The organism is Pedobacter agri (genome assembly GCF_032678665.1).
GTDB classification, from domain to species: Bacteria; Bacteroidota; Bacteroidia; order Sphingobacteriales; family Sphingobacteriaceae; genus Pedobacter; species Pedobacter agri_A.
Genome location: NZ_JAVTSH010000003.1, coordinates 582,003 through 597,858 on the forward strand (window position 1 = coordinate 582,003; position 15,856 = coordinate 597,858).

Annotated in this window: 12 protein-coding genes; 10 read left to right on the plus strand and 2 right to left on the minus strand. The window is 39.5% G+C overall.

All coding sequences use genetic code 11. The features are described 5' to 3' along the window. The first annotated feature begins 26 nt into the window (after positions 1-26). Both R2Q70_RS09185 and R2Q70_RS09190 read left to right on the plus strand, forming a co-directional pair. A complete protein-coding gene (locus R2Q70_RS09185; RefSeq protein ID WP_316807297.1) occupies positions 27-845 on the plus strand; it encodes an SDR family oxidoreductase in 819 nt (272 codons plus the stop codon). A gap of 196 nt (positions 846-1,041) precedes the next feature. Then, the gene (locus tag R2Q70_RS09190) at positions 1,042-1,878 is read left to right on the plus strand and encodes an alpha/beta hydrolase (RefSeq protein ID WP_316807298.1); all 837 of its coding nucleotides are present in this window, start codon (positions 1,042-1,044) and stop codon (positions 1,876-1,878) included. Between the two features lie 50 nt (positions 1,879-1,928). Here R2Q70_RS09190 and R2Q70_RS09195 read toward each other — a convergent pair whose 3' ends face one another. Beyond that, positions 1,929-2,876 carry an ion channel gene (locus R2Q70_RS09195; protein WP_316807299.1) on the minus strand — a complete coding sequence of 316 codons (948 nt, stop codon included), beginning with the start codon at positions 2,874-2,876 and terminating at the stop codon, positions 1,929-1,931. A gap of 281 nt (positions 2,877-3,157) precedes the next feature. Between R2Q70_RS09195 and trpD the strand changes: the two genes are divergently transcribed. The 4 genes from trpD (at position 3,158) to trpA (ending at position 6,994) form a co-directional block, all read left to right on the plus strand. Continuing rightward, positions 3,158-4,144 carry an anthranilate phosphoribosyltransferase gene (trpD, locus tag R2Q70_RS09200; protein WP_316807300.1) on the plus strand — a complete coding sequence of 329 codons (987 nt, stop codon included), beginning with the start codon at positions 3,158-3,160 and terminating at the stop codon, positions 4,142-4,144. Then, positions 4,144-4,791: a phosphoribosylanthranilate isomerase gene (locus R2Q70_RS09205; RefSeq protein WP_316807301.1), complete on the plus strand. Its 648-nt coding sequence runs from the start codon at positions 4,144-4,146 to the stop codon at positions 4,789-4,791. The genes trpD and R2Q70_RS09205 overlap by 1 nt, the downstream gene beginning before the upstream one ends. Before the next feature lie 169 nt (positions 4,792-4,960). Further along, positions 4,961-6,142: a tryptophan synthase subunit beta gene (gene trpB / locus R2Q70_RS09210; RefSeq protein ID WP_316807302.1), complete on the plus strand. Its 1,182-nt coding sequence runs from the start codon at positions 4,961-4,963 to the stop codon at positions 6,140-6,142. 84 nt (positions 6,143-6,226) lie between these two features. Next, positions 6,227-6,994 carry a tryptophan synthase subunit alpha gene (trpA, locus tag R2Q70_RS09215; protein WP_316807303.1) on the plus strand — a complete coding sequence of 256 codons (768 nt, stop codon included), beginning with the start codon at positions 6,227-6,229 and terminating at the stop codon, positions 6,992-6,994. Positions 6,995-7,371: 377 nt separating this feature from the next. On the opposite strand, the gene R2Q70_RS09220 is transcribed toward trpA, so the two are convergent. Then, positions 7,372-7,806, minus strand: a complete 435-nt coding sequence (locus R2Q70_RS09220) for a GNAT family N-acetyltransferase (RefSeq protein WP_316807304.1) — start codon at positions 7,804-7,806, stop codon at positions 7,372-7,374. A gap of 909 nt (positions 7,807-8,715) precedes the next feature. On the opposite strand from R2Q70_RS09220, the gene R2Q70_RS09225 reads away from it, so the two are divergent. From R2Q70_RS09225 to R2Q70_RS09240, 4 genes are all read left to right on the plus strand, one after another. Next, positions 8,716-9,321: a TetR/AcrR family transcriptional regulator gene (locus R2Q70_RS09225; RefSeq protein WP_316807305.1), complete on the plus strand. Its 606-nt coding sequence runs from the start codon at positions 8,716-8,718 to the stop codon at positions 9,319-9,321. Positions 9,322-9,391: 70 nt separating this feature from the next. Continuing rightward, positions 9,392-10,588: an efflux RND transporter periplasmic adaptor subunit gene (locus R2Q70_RS09230; protein WP_316807306.1), complete on the plus strand. Its 1,197-nt coding sequence runs from the start codon at positions 9,392-9,394 to the stop codon at positions 10,586-10,588. 273 nt (positions 10,589-10,861) lie between these two features. Then, on the plus strand, positions 10,862-14,059 hold the full coding sequence (locus R2Q70_RS09235; protein ID WP_316807307.1) for an efflux RND transporter permease subunit: 3,198 nt from the start codon (positions 10,862-10,864) through the stop codon (positions 14,057-14,059). Continuing rightward, positions 14,046-15,452, plus strand: a complete 1,407-nt coding sequence (locus R2Q70_RS09240) for a TolC family protein (protein ID WP_316807308.1) — start codon at positions 14,046-14,048, stop codon at positions 15,450-15,452. Before R2Q70_RS09235 ends, R2Q70_RS09240 begins: the two co-directional genes overlap by 14 nt. The last annotated feature ends 404 nt before the right edge of the window (positions 15,453-15,856 follow it).

Here is a 15,856-nt window from a genome sequence, read left to right on the forward strand (position 1 = left end):
GTCTTGCTACTTATACTTACTTAAAAATGGATTTAAAAAATAAAGTCATCATCATTACAGGTGCATCGAGCGGAATCGGAAAAGCTTGTGCAGAAGAATTTGCCAAGCGTGGTGCTAATCTGGTTTTGGCTGCCCGACAGTATGTTACCCTTTGCGAAATTACAGCTAATCTCGAAAAAAAATATGGTATTAGGGCTGTTGCCGTTCAAGCCGATGTAAGTAAGGAAGCAGATTGCGAATTGATCATCAAACAAACCTTAGTTTCTTTTCAAAAGATTGATATCCTGGTAAACAATGCCGGGTTATCCATGCGTGCTTTATTCAACGATTTGGATTTATCGGTATTAAAAAATCTGATGGATGTAAACTTTTGGGGAACAGTCTATTGCACAAAATTTGCCTTACCTGAGATCTTAAAAACCAAAGGAACCGTAGTTGGAATTTCTTCTATTGCTGGATACCGTGGTTTGCCAGGTAGAACCGGTTATTCTGCCTCGAAATTTGCCATGAATGGCTTTATGGAGTCATTACGTACCGAACTTCTAAAAACCGGCATAAATGTTTTGGTGGCTTGTCCGGGATTTACCGCTTCAAACATCCGCGTAACGGCCTTATCAAAAGATGGAGCCGCACATGGCGAAACCAGTATGGATGAAGGCAAAATGATGACATCAGAAGAAGTAGCCAGCATTATTGCCGACGGCATTGAAAAGCGTAAACGTACTTTAATTATGACCGGGCAAGGTAAGTTAGCGGTGTGGATGAATAAGTTATTTCCAGCTTTTGTAGATAAGAAAGTTTTTGATCTGTTTGCAAAGGAGAAAAACCCCTTGATTAAAGCATAAAAGGTTAAATGTTGGATGTGACATGGAAAATGGAATTTTAAATATCGGCTAAGAAGTTTGATGTGGAATACGTGATGGCTTTTAAGTCCATTGTCCATCATCCATTTTCTATCTTCCATCATCCATCACTTATTTTAAGAAAATCCACTACTCCAACAATTTCGTTAATTTATTGTTGAAAAGAAAAAGCTTCAATATGCTTAAGAAACTGTTACCAATAATGCTCTTATTCCAAACCATTTTATCATCTGCGCAGGTAAAAACGGCGAAAAATATCAATTATGCCAGTGATGCCGAAGAGAAAAATACCCTTAATATTTTCTATAAAAACGATTCGATAAAAAATAAACCTGTTTTAATTTTTATCCATGGAGGCTCATGGAGTAGCGGAAAAAAAGAAACGTATTGGTGGTTGGGTAGAAACTTTGCCCGAAAAGGTGTGGTTACGGTAATTATTAATTATCCGTTAGCACCAACGGCTCAATATGAGAAAATGGCCGGAGATTGCGCTTTGGCCGTAAAGTGGGTTCAGGGAAATATTAAAAATTATCAAGCTAGCGGCGATAAAATTTTTGTAATGGGGCATTCTGCAGGTGCGCATTTAGGAGCGTTAATTAATGCCGATCCAAAATACTTTCAGCAGGCTGGAATTAAAAATCCAATAAAAGGCATGATTTTAAACGATCCTTTCGGATTGGATATTTTCGAATATTTATCATCAGCAGAAAAAGACAATTACTACTTCGATTTTTTAAGAACCTTTACAGATCAACCTGCAGTTTGGAAGAAGGCGTCGCCAATGGATTATGTAAATAATATCAGAAATCCACATCTGCTTTTTTACGGGAGTAAAACCTATGGTGCCATAAAAATGCAAACCCCAAGGTTATATGAAAAGTTGAAATCAATGAATGTAGCTGTAGAAATTAATGAAGTAAAGGGCAAAAGTCATGTTCCAATGATTACCCAAATGATATTTGGCGGCAATAATTTGTATAAAGATATCATAGATTTTGTTAATAAGTTTGGTTAATCCTATAAGGTTTTCAAAGCCTTATAAGATTGGAATAAAACGCTTTGTAATTAACCTATCATTACTTTTTCTGTTCGGTCAAATAAGCTATAATCCATAACCATTTTGCCTTCTTCATTATGGTAATGCATGATTTTAAACTTTGCATTCCATTCAATGTCTTCGTCCTGGTAACTTGTGCGGGTATGAATCGTTTGCGCAAAAGTATCATCAAAAGCAGTTAGAATCACAAAAATCTCTACGTCCGCTTGAGATAACTCTGTGAGCGTTTTTTCAAAAATCGGACTATCTTCATTAATTGGGTGAACCAATGTCCAGTTTAAGGAGAGCATACTGATTTTACTTCTTTCTAATTCTAAGGGGTAAAAGCTTCTTTTCAATTTGCCGTCAACCGTTTCGTTAAATGTCATATACATTTGTGCCTCTACATCTATCAAAGAATTTTTTCGCAGATTAACCAGTCTACACATTAAACCGCTATGGTTTTGATAAGGCGCAATAACCATCTTTTTACTAAACATCACTTTCGAAGTCGGCCGGCTGAAACGGCCATAAAGCAAGCCTGTAGCCAACGCAAATGCAAGTAAGCCAAGCATACTTTCAAAGGCAGCGAGAATACTGGTAATAAAACCTTGTGGCGAAATATGGCCATAACCTACAGTTGAAATTGTTTGGGCAGAGAAAAAGAATGCATCGAAAAACTGATCTCGGAGAGTTGTACCTTTTGCGCCATCTAAATTTTCTATGCCAATCACATTATAGGCTACGGCAAAAAATGTGTTCACAATCAGGTAGGTAATTAAAATAACAAGAAAAAACTTTGGCCAGCTCATGGTTACCAACCGCGTGTAGGTATCGTCAAACTTGAACCAGGGCAAACCTATTCGTTCGATATTTGGTGAGCCATCAGTATTTAAAACACGCTGATTTTTGAGTACAGGTGAAGAACCGAAACCCAAATCATCATTAAACTGTACTTTTCTTTTGAAAAAAGCCATATAATTTTAGAAAGATTTTGGAATTACAAAAAAGTATATCAATATTTGTTCTGTACAAACATGATAATTAAAAACTTAAATAACAATTGGTGGTGGCATAACGAAATTCGTTAGGCATATTCTATTGTTATATATTTTAAAATATTTTATAAACGATGAAAAGGATTGCCCAAAAAGCAATCCTTTTTTTTATGCGAAGTCATCATGCCAAATTCATTTCAGCGTCTATTAGATTAGATTCTGAAACAAGTTAAGAATGATGCAAAGAGGGAAACACCAAAATGAAAAAAATATTAAACCATTTATTTGAAAATAAGAGTTTTACTAGGGAAGAGGCGAAAAGTATTTTGATTTCGATTACGCAGGGTGAATTCAATTCTTCACAAATTGCGGCATTTATTACCGCCTATGCCATGCGTAATATTACGGTGCAAGAGTTGCAAGGTTTCAGAGATGCGATGTTGGATTTGGGTGTTAAAACTGACTTTTCTGATTTCGAATTAATTGACCTTTGTGGTACTGGTGGCGATGGAAAGGATACGTTTAATATTTCTACGCTTTCATCTTTTGTAGTGGCTGGTGCTGGGCATAAAGTTGCTAAACATGGCAATTATGGCGTTTCATCTGGCTGCGGTTCTTCGAATGTGATGGAGTATTTAGGCTATTCTTTTACAAACGATCAGGATGTTTTAAGGCGTAATTTAGATGTTGCAGGAATTTGCTTCCTGCATGCACCATTGTTTAATCCTGCAATGAAAATTGTAGCACCAATTCGTAAAGATTTAGGTATTAAAACTTTCTTCAATATGTTAGGCCCGATGGTTAATCCATCACAGCCAAAATATCAGATGGTTGGCGTTTTTAGCCTGGAATTGGCTCGTTTATATAATTATTTATATCAGGATACGACTAAAAATTATACCATTGTGCATGCATTAGAGGGTTACGATGAAATTTCACTTACCTGCGATGTGAAAACATTTAATAACAAGGGCGAGAGCATATTAACGCTGAACGATATGGGCTTTGAAAAGGTTGCAGTTAACGACATTAAAGGTGGCGATACGGTAGAATCATCAGCCAAAATCTTTATGGATGTATTAAATGGCGAAGCAACGGATGTTCAAAATAATGTAGTGCTTTGCAATTCGGCTTTAGCCATTAAAACCATTAAGCCAAATGCCAGTTTTGCAGATTGCTTTTACGAAGCTGAAGAATCTTTAGTGAGTAAAAAGGCATTAGAAAGCTTTAAAAAATTAGTAGCCTAATGAATGGTTTAAATTTAAAAGTGTGTGGAATGAAATTCGCGGCGAACATTGCTGCGGTGGCCAGCCTGCAACCCGATTACATGGGTTTCATATTTTATGATAAATCGCCGAGGTTTATTAGTGATGTTTCGGCAGAGTTGATAAAATACATTCCATCTGAAATTAAAACCGTTGGTGTTTTTGTAGATGAAGAATTGGACATTGTGAAGAAAAAAGTAAATCTATATCAATTAAAAGCTGTTCAACTACATGGGAGCGAATCTCCTGGATTTTGTAGCGAGTTAAAGTCTGCTTTTCAGGGTTTAGAAGTAATCAAAGCTTTTGGTGTAGACGAAGATTTTGATTTCGCTGTTTTAGATAATTACAATGATTCAGTTGATTATTTTTTATTCGATACCAAAACAAAGGCACATGGTGGTTCGGGTAAAACTTTTGATTGGAAGATTTTAGATAGTTATAAGTTAGATAAACCTTACTTTTTAAGTGGAGGAATCGATTTGGAACATGCAGGAGCCATCGCTGGAATAAAAGATGAAAGGTTGTATGCTTTGGATATAAATAGCAGATTTGAAACGGAGCCAGGTGTTAAGGATGTTGAAAAGATCAAGGAGTTTGTAACGAAAATAAAAACTACACTGTCATACTGAGGCACGAAGTATCTGCAAGCGATTAAAAACTGCTGCTAATATTTAGCAGATTCTTCGTTCCTCAGAATTACAAATTGTGAAGTTAAAAAACAACCCATGATTTCAATCATGGGAATAAATAGAAAATTCATTACCCTCGGTTTCAATCGGTGGATTTGATAAAAAAGATATGAAATATAAAGTAAACGAAAAAGGATATTACGGAGATTTTGGTGGAGCATACATCCCGGAGATGCTTTATCCAAACGTAGAAGAATTGCGTCAAAACTATTTGAAGATTATTGATGATGCCGATTTTCAGAAAGAATTTCATCAGTTATTAAAAGATTATGTTGGTCGCCCTTCACCACTTTATTTAGCGAGTCGCTTATCTCAAAGATATGGCGCAAACATTTTTCTGAAAAGAGAAGATTTGAACCATACCGGAGCGCATAAAATCAACAATACCATCGGACAGATTCTGCTGGCTGAAAAGTTAGGCAAGAAAAGAATCATCGCCGAAACGGGCGCTGGTCAGCATGGTGTAGCAACCGCTACCGTTTGTGCATTGCGTAACCTAGAGTGTGTAATTTATATGGGTGAAGTCGACATCGAAAGACAAGCGCCAAATGTTGCCCGTATGAAAATGTTGGGTGCGAAGGTGGTTCCGGCAAGTTCAGGCAGTAAAACACTTAAAGATGCTACTAACGAAGCCATGCGTGACTGGATTAACAATCCCGTTGATACACATTATATTATTGGTTCTGTTGTTGGTCCGCACCCATATCCGGATATGGTAGCGATTTTTCAATCCATCATTTCTGAAGAGACTAAGAAACAGTTGATCGAACAAACTGGAAACGACCAGCCTGATTATGTTTTGGCCTGCGTGGGCGGAGGTAGCAACGCGATGGGTATGTTTTATCATTTTATGGATGATGAAAACGTGAAACTTATTGCCGTTGAAGCCGCGGGTAAAGGTGTATCGAGTGGATTTTCTGCTGCAACAACTTACCTTGGTAAAGAAGGCGTTCTACACGGCAGCCGCAGTATTTTAATGCAAACAGAAGATGGGCAGGTAGTAGAACCGCATTCGGTTTCAGCAGGTCTGGATTATCCAGGTATTGGGCCGCAACATGCACACTTGTTTAAAACCGGTCGTGGCGAATATGTTTCCATTACTGACGAAGAAAGTTTAGATGCAGGCTTACTGTTAACCCAATTAGAAGGTATTATTCCGGCAATTGAAAGTGCACACGCATTGGCTTACCTCGAAAAAATGAAGTTTAAAGGTGGCGAAAATGTAGTGGTTTGCCTTTCTGGCAGAGGCGATAAAGATTTAGATACCTATATAAAATATTTTAATTTATAAAAAAGGGAATGGAAAACAGTGAATTGGAAATGGCTTGGATTACCTTCTATTTCCTACTTCCAGATAACCATTACCACTAATATTATGAACAGAATCAAACAACTCTTCGAAAAGAAGAAAAACATATTATCAATTTATTATACAGCAGGTTATCCAAATATCGGCGATACCATCCAAATTGCTGAGGCTTTAGAAAAATCTGGGGCTGATATGTTGGAAATTGGATTTCCTTACTCAGACCCTGTGGCCGATGGTCCGGTGATACAGGCAAGCAGTAAAAAATCCCTAGACCAGGGCATGACCTTAAAGCTGCTTTTTGAGCAGTTAAAAGACTTGCGTAAAAACGTCACCATCCCGGTTTTATTGATGGGTTATGTCAATCCGGTTTTGCAATTTGGAGTAGAAAATTTTTGTAAAGCCTGTGCCGAAGTTGGTGTTGATGGTTGCATTGTTCCAGATTTACCAATGGTAGAATATGAAGAGTTTTATAAAGGCTGTTTTGAAGAACATAATTTAAGCAATGTTTTTTTGATTACACCTCAAACCGCTGAAGAACGCATTCATAAGATTGATGGTTTAACTAATGGATTTATTTATCTGCTTTCTTCGTCGGCAACAACAGGTAAAAACCTTGAGGTAGGGGATACTACAGAGACTTATTTTAGCAGAATTAAGGATATGAATCTGAAAAATCCAACGATGATAGGTTTTGGGATCAGCGATAAACAAACTTTCGATAAAGCTTGTTCTTATGCTAATGGAGCAATAATTGGAACCGCTTTTGTTAAGGCGATTGAGGATGGAAATATTGAAGAGAGTGTAAGTGGTTTTATGAAGAAGTTTAAGGATTAATCGTGTATCCGTCATTGCGAGGCACGAAGCAATCTTTTCAGATATATATTAAGAACTTTAATTAGTCGTAGCATTTGCTACGACTTTTTTATCTGTCCTAGCCGGACGGGCCTTTTTCTTTTGACCGCAAAAGAAACAAAACTCCCGGCTGAAAATTTTTCTTTTGAAGTTAGTGGTTCGGCTTGGACTAGCTAACCCGAAAAATTTGTTAGGCCGGATTGAAATAGAACGGAGATTCTGTGGTTAGGCTTAGTTGGATGGAAAGGCATCATTGAATAATCAGTGCTAGATTCTGCAGTATTCATTTCCATCATGCTATCCCCTTTGGAGGTATCTACCCCGCACATGCAGGAGCGGACGAGATTTGAATCTACAAGCTACTTCACCCAATCCTCATAATTCATTTCGAATTTTACTTCGCCATTATTAACCATTCCAACGTTTTTCCAGCCTTGTAGTTCGTAAAATTTTTCCGCTTTTGTGTTCGGAGCAGTTCCTAACCAAACCGTCTCTTTTGTTTTACTGAAGTACCAGTCCATCATCAGTCGATGTAATTCTTTTCCGACGCCTTTGCCTTCAAATTCTGGTCGGAGAAAAAGCGCCCAAATGTTGTTTTCATCTAAATCAACGATAGAGAAACCAACAATTTCTCCCTCGATTTCACAAACCCAGCCTTTGCCGCGTTGTGTAATGAATTCTTCGCAATCTGCATCTGTAACCAATGCCGGATTGGATAATGTGTTCTCTTTAACGGTATGTCGAACAATTTGTATTTGAGGGATGTCTGTCGTTTTGGCTTCGCGATAAATCATAAACGAATATAAAGTTTTGGGTAAGGATTTACGCTAAGGGAGAATAAATGTTTTTGTCCTGGCCGGACGGGCCTTTTTCTTTTTGATGCCGAAAAAAAACAAAAAACACCAGCTGAAAATTTCTGTTTTGAAGTTTCTACTTTGGCGTGGATAGTGTATTCCCAATCCCGTACGTACGGGATGTTAGGCCGGATTTTAGCGAAACGGAGATAGAGTGGTAAGGCTTAGTTGGATGGAAAGACAATTTGGAAAGGCGGATAGGTTGTTAATAATTCGTCATTTCGACCGAGGCGGAGCAATCTTTTAAATTAGTCGGTACAGTTTAAAAGATTTCGCAGTTCTGTTACCGATGTAAAATTGATATCATTTGCGCACCATTAGAAATTATGACCATCTTGAAGACAACCTATATTAAACACCCCGCCCTTCGGCCCCCCCCTCAAAAAGAGGGGAATTGCGTAAGGCTTAAAAACTATGAGGGGCAGCTCCCCTCCTTATTTTCAAGCAGGGGTTGGGGGTGGTTTGTTATAAATAGCAAATTGTCCAAGTTTTCTAAACCCGACCGTAATGAAAATACTTTTTGTATCTCTGGTGAAAGAGATTGCTTCGTCGTTCCTCCTCTCAATGACGACAATTGACGCTGTAATAGGCCAAAAAGATTGTAATTTAGGGCGGGACTGCCGTTTCAAAAAAGCTACAGTCATTGCTTTCCAAAAAATAAAGCATGTATAATTTCAGGAAATAGAAAAAGCAACAAAAATCTTTTTAAAATAATTATCGGTTTAAATGGTTAATAAGCTGCTTTTTGATTGACTAATATCTATTTGACAATTGGATGATTGTCAATTTATGAAATGGTTTTACATTTGCTTAACGGTGTTAGATTATTTACACTTAATAATTCCAGTCATGGGAAGTAAAGAAAGAATTTTACGGTTAAAAGAAGAAACCAGAACCAGTATTCTGGATGCAGCCTTGAACATTGTTCAAACGGAAGGCTGGCAGGCTTTGAGTATGCGTAAAATTGCTGACCAGATTGAGTATACCGCACCGATTATATACGAGTATTTCTCTAATAAGGAAGGCATCTTGCTTGAATTGACAAGAAGAGGTTACCAGATTTTAGGCAAAGATATTCGCGAGGCTCGTGATCAACATGAAAATCCGGAAGATAAAATGGAAGCCATGTGGGTAGCTTATTGGAATTTTGCCTTCTCTCACAAAGAATTTTATCAACTGATGTATGGGGTGGATATGGTTTGTTGCACCGTAAAAAATTCTATGCAGGAGGCTGAGCAGGTTTCGGCCATGCTTGGTGATGTAATCGAATCATTGTTTAGCAAAAAACCAGTATCTGAAAATGATATCTGCATGAAATATTACACCTACTGGTCGATTATTCACGGTTTGATTTCTATTAATCTGGTTCGCCCGAATGGAAGAACAACTGATGAACTTAATCAACAAATTTTAAAAGATGCCATTAAAGGCATTACATTATCTATTAACAGCTAATTTTTTTTACTCAATAATTTAACACTGTTAGATTATTTATACACTATAAATCCTTATAATTTTTAATCATATGAATGCTATCCATCGTTTGTTCATTTTACTTAACAGTGTTAAGCAATTTAACCAAGTTAAGACACTACTCATTATTTTTACTTTGTCGATCATTTTAGTAAGCTGCAAATCATCTCCAGACCAAACTGCTGCTGCACCACCGCCGCCGGTTTTGCCTGTTAGCTTAGTGAATGAGCGCACAGAAACGACCTTTATTGAATATCCTGCAGCGATACAAGGTGCGGTAGATATTGATGTTCGCCCGCAGGTGAGTGGCTACTTGCAAAGTGTGTTGGTTAACGAAGGTGCTTATGTAACTGCCGGACAAACCCTTTTTAAAATTAATGAAAATCCTTTTCGTGAGGCCTTAAATAATGCAAAAGCAAGTTTACATGCTGCAGAAGCAGCCATTTTAAATGCCCAGTTAGAAGTTGATAAACTTACCCCACTGGTTCAAAACAAAGTAGTTTCTGAATTTCAATTGAAGACTGCCAAAACCGCTTACAAAATTGCTCAAGCCAATGCGGAGCAAGCCAAAGCAAGCGTTGCATCAGCTCAGATCAACTTAGGTTATACCAATGTAAAAGCTACAGTTAGTGGTTACATCGGTCGTATTCCGAAAAAACAGGGAAGTTTAGTTTCGCCAACAGATCAGATTGCATTAACGCAGTTGTCTGATATCCACGAGGTGCATGTTTATTTCGCTCTGGCTGAAAATGATTTTAATAGTTTCAATGCCAATTATCCTGGCAAAAGTCCGACAGATCGAATTGCACACCTGCCAGCAGTTGAACTGGTTTTGGCCGATGAGTCCATTTATCCGATTAAAGGTAAAATTGATATGATTGATGGTCAGTTTGATAAAAATACAGGTGCCATTACCCTTAGGGCAAGTTTTCCAAATGCTAGCGGTACTTTACGTTCAGGAAATACAGGTAAACTTCGTTTAGGCTTAAAACATGACGATGCGATTCTGATTCCACAATCGGCTACGGTAGAAATGCAGGATAAAGTTTTCGTTTTCGCCCTGAACAAAGGCAATAAAGTAAGCAAAATGCCTATTACGGTGGTGGGTAAAAGCGGTACCAATTACCTGGTTAAAGACGGCGTAAAATCAGGCGACCAAATTGTACTGAGTGGCCTAGACCGTTTACAGGAAGGACAAGTGATTACGCCAGAGAAAGCGACTGATAAAGCGGCGAGTTTGAGGAAGTAGTTGGGAGTCGGGAGTCCGAAGTCGGGAGTCCGAAGTCAAAAGTCAAAAGTCAAAAGTCAAAATTCGGGAGTCCGAAGTCAAAAGTTAAAAGTCCGAAGTCGGGAGTCCGAAGTCAAAAGTTAAAAGTCAAAAGTCGGGAGTCTGAAGTCAAAAGTCAAAAGGCAGAGCGAAAAGCTAAATGCTAAAAGCTAGGCTGTTCTTAGGTGTCTTAGATAGTAGATGTTGAAAGATTACAGCTTAAAGTAAAAAAGAGAAAATAAATTAATAGAAATAATGTTCAAGATATTTATACAAAGGCCTGTACTGGCGACCGTGATCTCCATTTTGTTGGTGATTTTAGGGGTACTTGGCCTAACCAAGTTGCCTTTGCAACAATTCCCTGATATTGCGCCGCCGTCGGTTTTGGTTACCGCGGTGTATCCGGGAGCAAATGCCGAAACGGTTTTACGTTCGGTAGCGCCATCACTCGAAGAATCTATCAATGGAGTGGAAAACATGACGTACATGAGCTCTACAGCCAGTAATGATGGTTCATTGGCCATTACCGTATTCTTTAAACTGGGTACCAATGCCGACCAGGCTGCAGTTAATGTTCAGAACCGTGTGGCACAGGCAACCAGTCAGTTACCTGCAGAAGTGGTACAGCAAGGCGTAACCACTGCCAAACAACAGAACAGTTTCATCATGGCCATTGGTTTGTACACCGAAGATGAGTCGAAGTACGATCAAACGTTTGTAGCTAACTATGCACAAATCAACATTATCCCCGAAATTAAACGTATTTCGGGTGTGGGTTCGGCAGCTATTTTTGGCGGGGTAAAAGATTATTCGATGCGGGTGTGGTTAAATCCAACGCAGATGGCTACCTATCAGGTTACGCCAAACGAAATCATGAGGGCTATTCAAGATAAAAGTTTAGAGGCTGCGCCAGGTAAATTCGGAGAGAAAAGTAAAGAGGTTTTCGAATACGTTATTAAGTATAAAGGTAAGTTAACTAAACCCGAAGAATATGAAAATATTGCTATACGCTCCAATGCCGATGGTTCAATCTTGCACCTGAAAGATGTTGCGAGAATTGAACTGGGTGCTTATTCTTATAACAGCATCACCAGGATCAATGGTAAAAAAGCCATCGTAATTGGTGTTATTCAGCTGGCGGGCTCCAATTCGAATGATATTCAGGTGGCCATCAACAAACTGATGGAGAAATCAGAAAAGAGTTTTCCTGCAGGAATAAAAAAGAATATTTTCTACAGTACAAAGGTAGCGTTAGACCAATCGATAGAGCAGGTAGAGCATACCTTAGTTGAAGCCTTTATTCTGGTTTTTATCGTGGTATTTTTGTTCTTGCAAGATTTCAGGTCTACCTTAATTCCGGCGATAGCTGTTCCTGTTGCCATTTTGGGTACGTTTTTCTTCATGCAGTTATTTGGTTTCTCCATTAACTTATTGACTTTATTCGCCTTAATTCTCGCCATCGGTATTGTGGTGGATGATGCGATTGTGGTCGTCGAGGCGGTGCATGCCAAGATGGAACATAAAGGATTGGACCCGAAAGCAGCTACACATGAAGCCATGCATGAAATTACAGGCGCCATTATTTCCATCACTTTGGTTATGGCGGCGGTGTTTTTGCCTGTTGGTTTTATGGAAGGTTCAACCGGAGTGTTCTATCGTCAGTTTGCTTTCACGATGGCCATTGCGATTGTAATTTCAGCGGTTAACGCCTTAACTTTAAGTCCGGCACTTGCTGCACTATTCTTAAAAGATAACCATTCATCACCTGGTGATCAACCTGAAGTTAAACCAAACTTTAAGCAACGGTTCTTCAACGGATTTAACCACAGCTTCAATTCCCTTACCAACCGTTATGTTGGCGGTTTAAAGTTTTTGGTTCGCCATAAATGGTTGAGCATGGGTGGTTTGGCTTTAATTACTTTGGCTACCGTTCTCATGGTTAAAACTACTCCGGCAGGATTTATCCCTACTGAAGACCAGGGTTTTATCGCCATTGCGGTAAATACTCCATCAGGAACATCACTAGAAGGCACGCAAAAGGTAATGACTGAAGCTGAGAACGTGCTGAGTAAACTGGATGCTTCGAGAGATGTGACGGCGATATCGGGTTTCAACCTGTTAACCAATTCAACAAGTCCTTCATCGGCAGTGGTTTTTGTACTATTGAAACCGAATGAAGAACGTGGTAAGGTTAAAAATATCGAAGAAATTATGAACCAGGTGCGTGGAACATTGGGCGCCATTTCTGGCGGTAGTTTCTTTGTGTTCAGTTTCCCTACCGTTCCAGGTTTTAGTAATGTGGAAGCTTTGGATATGGTATTGCAGGATAAAACCGGCGGTAAGCTGGATAAGTTCAGTGGCATTTCTCAACAATTTATTAGCGAACTGATGAAACGTCCGGAAATTGCCGTAGCCTTTACCAGTTTTAAAGCCGATTATCCGCAGTTGCAACTGGATATCAATGATGAAAAAGCCGACCAACTGGGTGTAAACGTGAAAGACATTTTGCAAACCATGCAGACCTATTTTGGTAGTGCACAGGCATCAGATTTCAATCGTTTTGGTAAATATTACCGCGTGATTGTTCAGGCTGATGTTCAAGACAGGGCAGATCCATCATCTATCGACCGTGTTTTTGTAAAAAGTAACCGTGGAGAAATGGTACCGCTGAATACACTTGTAAAACTGAGCCGTATTTATGGTTCCGAAACTGCATCGAGATATAACCTATTTAATTCAATTTCGATTAATGCGATTCCAAAACCGGGTTTTAGTTCTGGTCAGGCCATTAAAGCCATTGAAGAAGTTGCGGAGCAGCATTTGCCATCAGGTTATAGTTATGAATTCTCCGGACAAACCCGTGAGGAAATTTCTTCTGGTGGGCAATCAACTGTGATATTCCTATTGTGTCTGGTATTTATTTACTTTTTGTTATCCGCTCAATATGAAAGTTACATTTTGCCGCTGGCAGTTATTTTATCTATCCCTGCCGGAATATTCGGTGTATTTGTAGCGATTGGTTTAACCGGTATTCAAAATAATATTTATGTACAGGTTGCGCTGATTATGCTTATCGGTTTATTGGCGAAAAATGCCATTCTGATTGTGGAGTTCGCAGTTCAACGAAGACGAAGCGGAGAGCCTCTGGTTGCATCAGCTTTGGAAGCGGCAAAATCGAGGTTACGTCCAATTATCATGACTTCGCTTGCTTTCATTGTGGGTTTAATTCCGATGATGGGTGCAACAGGTCCATCGGCACAAGGTAACCACTCCATTAGCATTGGTGCAGCGGGTGGAATGGTTTCAGGGGTAATTTTAGGTCTGTTTATCATTCCTGTACTCTTTGTCATCTTTCAGGCACTGCAAGAAAAATTCTCTAAAAAATCACAAGAGGTTGTTCCTCATCATCATGAAGAAACACCTATCAATCATGCTGTATATGAAACGGTTTAATATTATTGCCATGTTGCTCCTTGCTGTTATCTGGAGCGGATGTTCAGTTTCTAAAGATTTATCCCTGCCAAACGTAGCGCCAGGATTATTTAGAAACGCCATACAAAAAGACTCTTCAAGTGTTGGCGATCTGCCCTTGAAAAGTTTTATCAAAGACCTTACGGTTCAAAACTTAATTGATACCGCATTGCTTAGAAATTACGATATGCAAATCGCCCTGAAAAATATTGATGCGGCTGAAGTGTTGTTTAAACAATCGAAACTGGGTTATCTACCCGAGTTGAAACTACAGGTGGCGGCAAGTTCAAGCCGTCCATCGGATAACAGTTTAAACGGACTGAGCTTAAATCAATTTACTGGTTCAACGCATATAGAAGATTATTCGGCTAATCTGGGTGTGTTTTGGGAAGCCGATATCTGGGGAAAAATCCGCAACCAAAAAGCTGGCGCTTTAGCCAGTTTTTTGCAAACCGAAGAAGCCCGTAAAGCCGTTCAAACCCGTTTGGTGGCCAATGTTGCGCAAGGTTATTATAATTTGCTGATGCTGGATGCTCAACTGGAAATCGCCAAGAAAAATTTAAAACTTAACGATAGTACGCTGAGGATAATTAATTTACAGTTTGATGCTGGTCAGGTAACTTCGTTAGCCATTCAACAGGCAGAAGCACAGCAATTAAATGCGGCACAGCTGGTTCCACGTATAGAACAAAATGTGGTATTGCAGGAAAATGCGCTAAGTGTTTTAATCGGTACCATGCCTCAATCAATTAACCGCAGTAATCGCCTGGCACAAATGGATATTCCGGAAGATTTAAATGTCGGATTTCCATCTGCTTTGTTGAGTCGCAGGCCTGATATTAAATCGGCCGAACTGGCATTGAATGTAGCCAATGCAAGGGTAGGAGTAGCAAAAGCAAGTTTGTACCCATCGCTGGTGATTACCGCAAGTGGTGGTGTAAATTCATTTAAAGCGAGCAATTGGTTTAGCATGCCTGCTTCATTATTTGGCTTGGTTTCAGGAGGGATTATGCAGCCGATTTTTCAGAGAGGGCAATTGAAATCTAACCTTGAACTGGCTAAGATCGACAGGGAAAAAACGGTGATTCAGTTTCGCCAGTCGGTAATAAATGCAGTTGGGGAAGTTTCTGATGAGTTAACGAAAGTTGAGAAGTTGAAAACCCAATACAGCATCGCTGAGAAAAGGGCACAAACTTTACAGCAGGCTTCGAAAAATGCTAGTATGTTATTCAAAAGTGGCATGGCAAATTATTTAGAAGTAATCACCGCCCAGGGGAATTTACTACAAAGCGAGCTGGAATTAACCACGATTAAAACAGAGCAGTTAAATGCAGTGGTGGGTTTGTATCGTTCGTTGGGTGGGGGATGGAATTAAACCCCCATCCGCCCTGCGGGCACCTTTGCCGAAGGTAAATGGGCACTAAAGCCCCCTGAAAGGGGAAGGGTAGCATGGAGGCTATAGCGAGTCGTCATCTCGAAATGAGCTTTTCGCGATTGAGAAATCTATTTTAGGTATTTCTCTTTCGCCTCATCGGCGGCGGCCTCCTACTTTTCCCTTGATGGAAAAGTAGCAAAAGATCAAGGCCTGGATCTGATGTTGGTTAAGCTCGTCGAAACTTTATTGGCAACAGCGGACTAGGTCGGATGGAAAAATCCGACTTGCCGCTGTTTTGGTTACCGCTTTGTGAGCGGCTGTGCACAAGTTTCAACTGCTTTCCCTTCCATCATCTCCTATGCCGGGTAGCGAGGTGGCCAAAGCGAGTCGTCATCTCGACCGTA

What these genes read in the sequence shown, in the direction of transcription:
- R2Q70_RS09240 (WP_316807308.1), top strand. Translation starts at nt 14,046, where the DNA reads ATGAAACGGTTTAATATTATTGCCATGTTGCTCCTTGCTGTTATCTGG.
- R2Q70_RS09190 (WP_316807298.1), top strand. Translation starts at nt 1,042, where the DNA reads ATGCTTAAGAAACTGTTACCAATAATGCTCTTATTCCAAACCATTTTA.
- R2Q70_RS09230 (WP_316807306.1), top strand. Translation starts at nt 9,392, where the DNA reads ATGAATGCTATCCATCGTTTGTTCATTTTACTTAACAGTGTTAAGCAA.
- trpB (WP_316807302.1), top strand. Translation starts at nt 4,961, where the DNA reads ATGAAATATAAAGTAAACGAAAAAGGATATTACGGAGATTTTGGTGGA.
- R2Q70_RS09195 (WP_316807299.1), bottom strand. Translation starts at nt 2,876, where the DNA reads ATGGCTTTTTTCAAAAGAAAAGTACAGTTTAATGATGATTTGGGTTTC.
- trpD (WP_316807300.1), top strand. Translation starts at nt 3,158, where the DNA reads ATGAAAAAAATATTAAACCATTTATTTGAAAATAAGAGTTTTACTAGG.
- trpA (WP_316807303.1), top strand. Translation starts at nt 6,227, where the DNA reads ATGAACAGAATCAAACAACTCTTCGAAAAGAAGAAAAACATATTATCA.
- R2Q70_RS09220 (WP_316807304.1), bottom strand. Translation starts at nt 7,806, where the DNA reads ATGATTTATCGCGAAGCCAAAACGACAGACATCCCTCAAATACAAATT.
- R2Q70_RS09225 (WP_316807305.1), top strand. Translation starts at nt 8,716, where the DNA reads ATGGGAAGTAAAGAAAGAATTTTACGGTTAAAAGAAGAAACCAGAACC.
- R2Q70_RS09185 (WP_316807297.1), top strand. Translation starts at nt 27, where the DNA reads ATGGATTTAAAAAATAAAGTCATCATCATTACAGGTGCATCGAGCGGA.
- R2Q70_RS09235 (WP_316807307.1), top strand. Translation starts at nt 10,862, where the DNA reads ATGTTCAAGATATTTATACAAAGGCCTGTACTGGCGACCGTGATCTCC.
- R2Q70_RS09205 (WP_316807301.1), top strand. Translation starts at nt 4,144, where the DNA reads ATGAATGGTTTAAATTTAAAAGTGTGTGGAATGAAATTCGCGGCGAAC.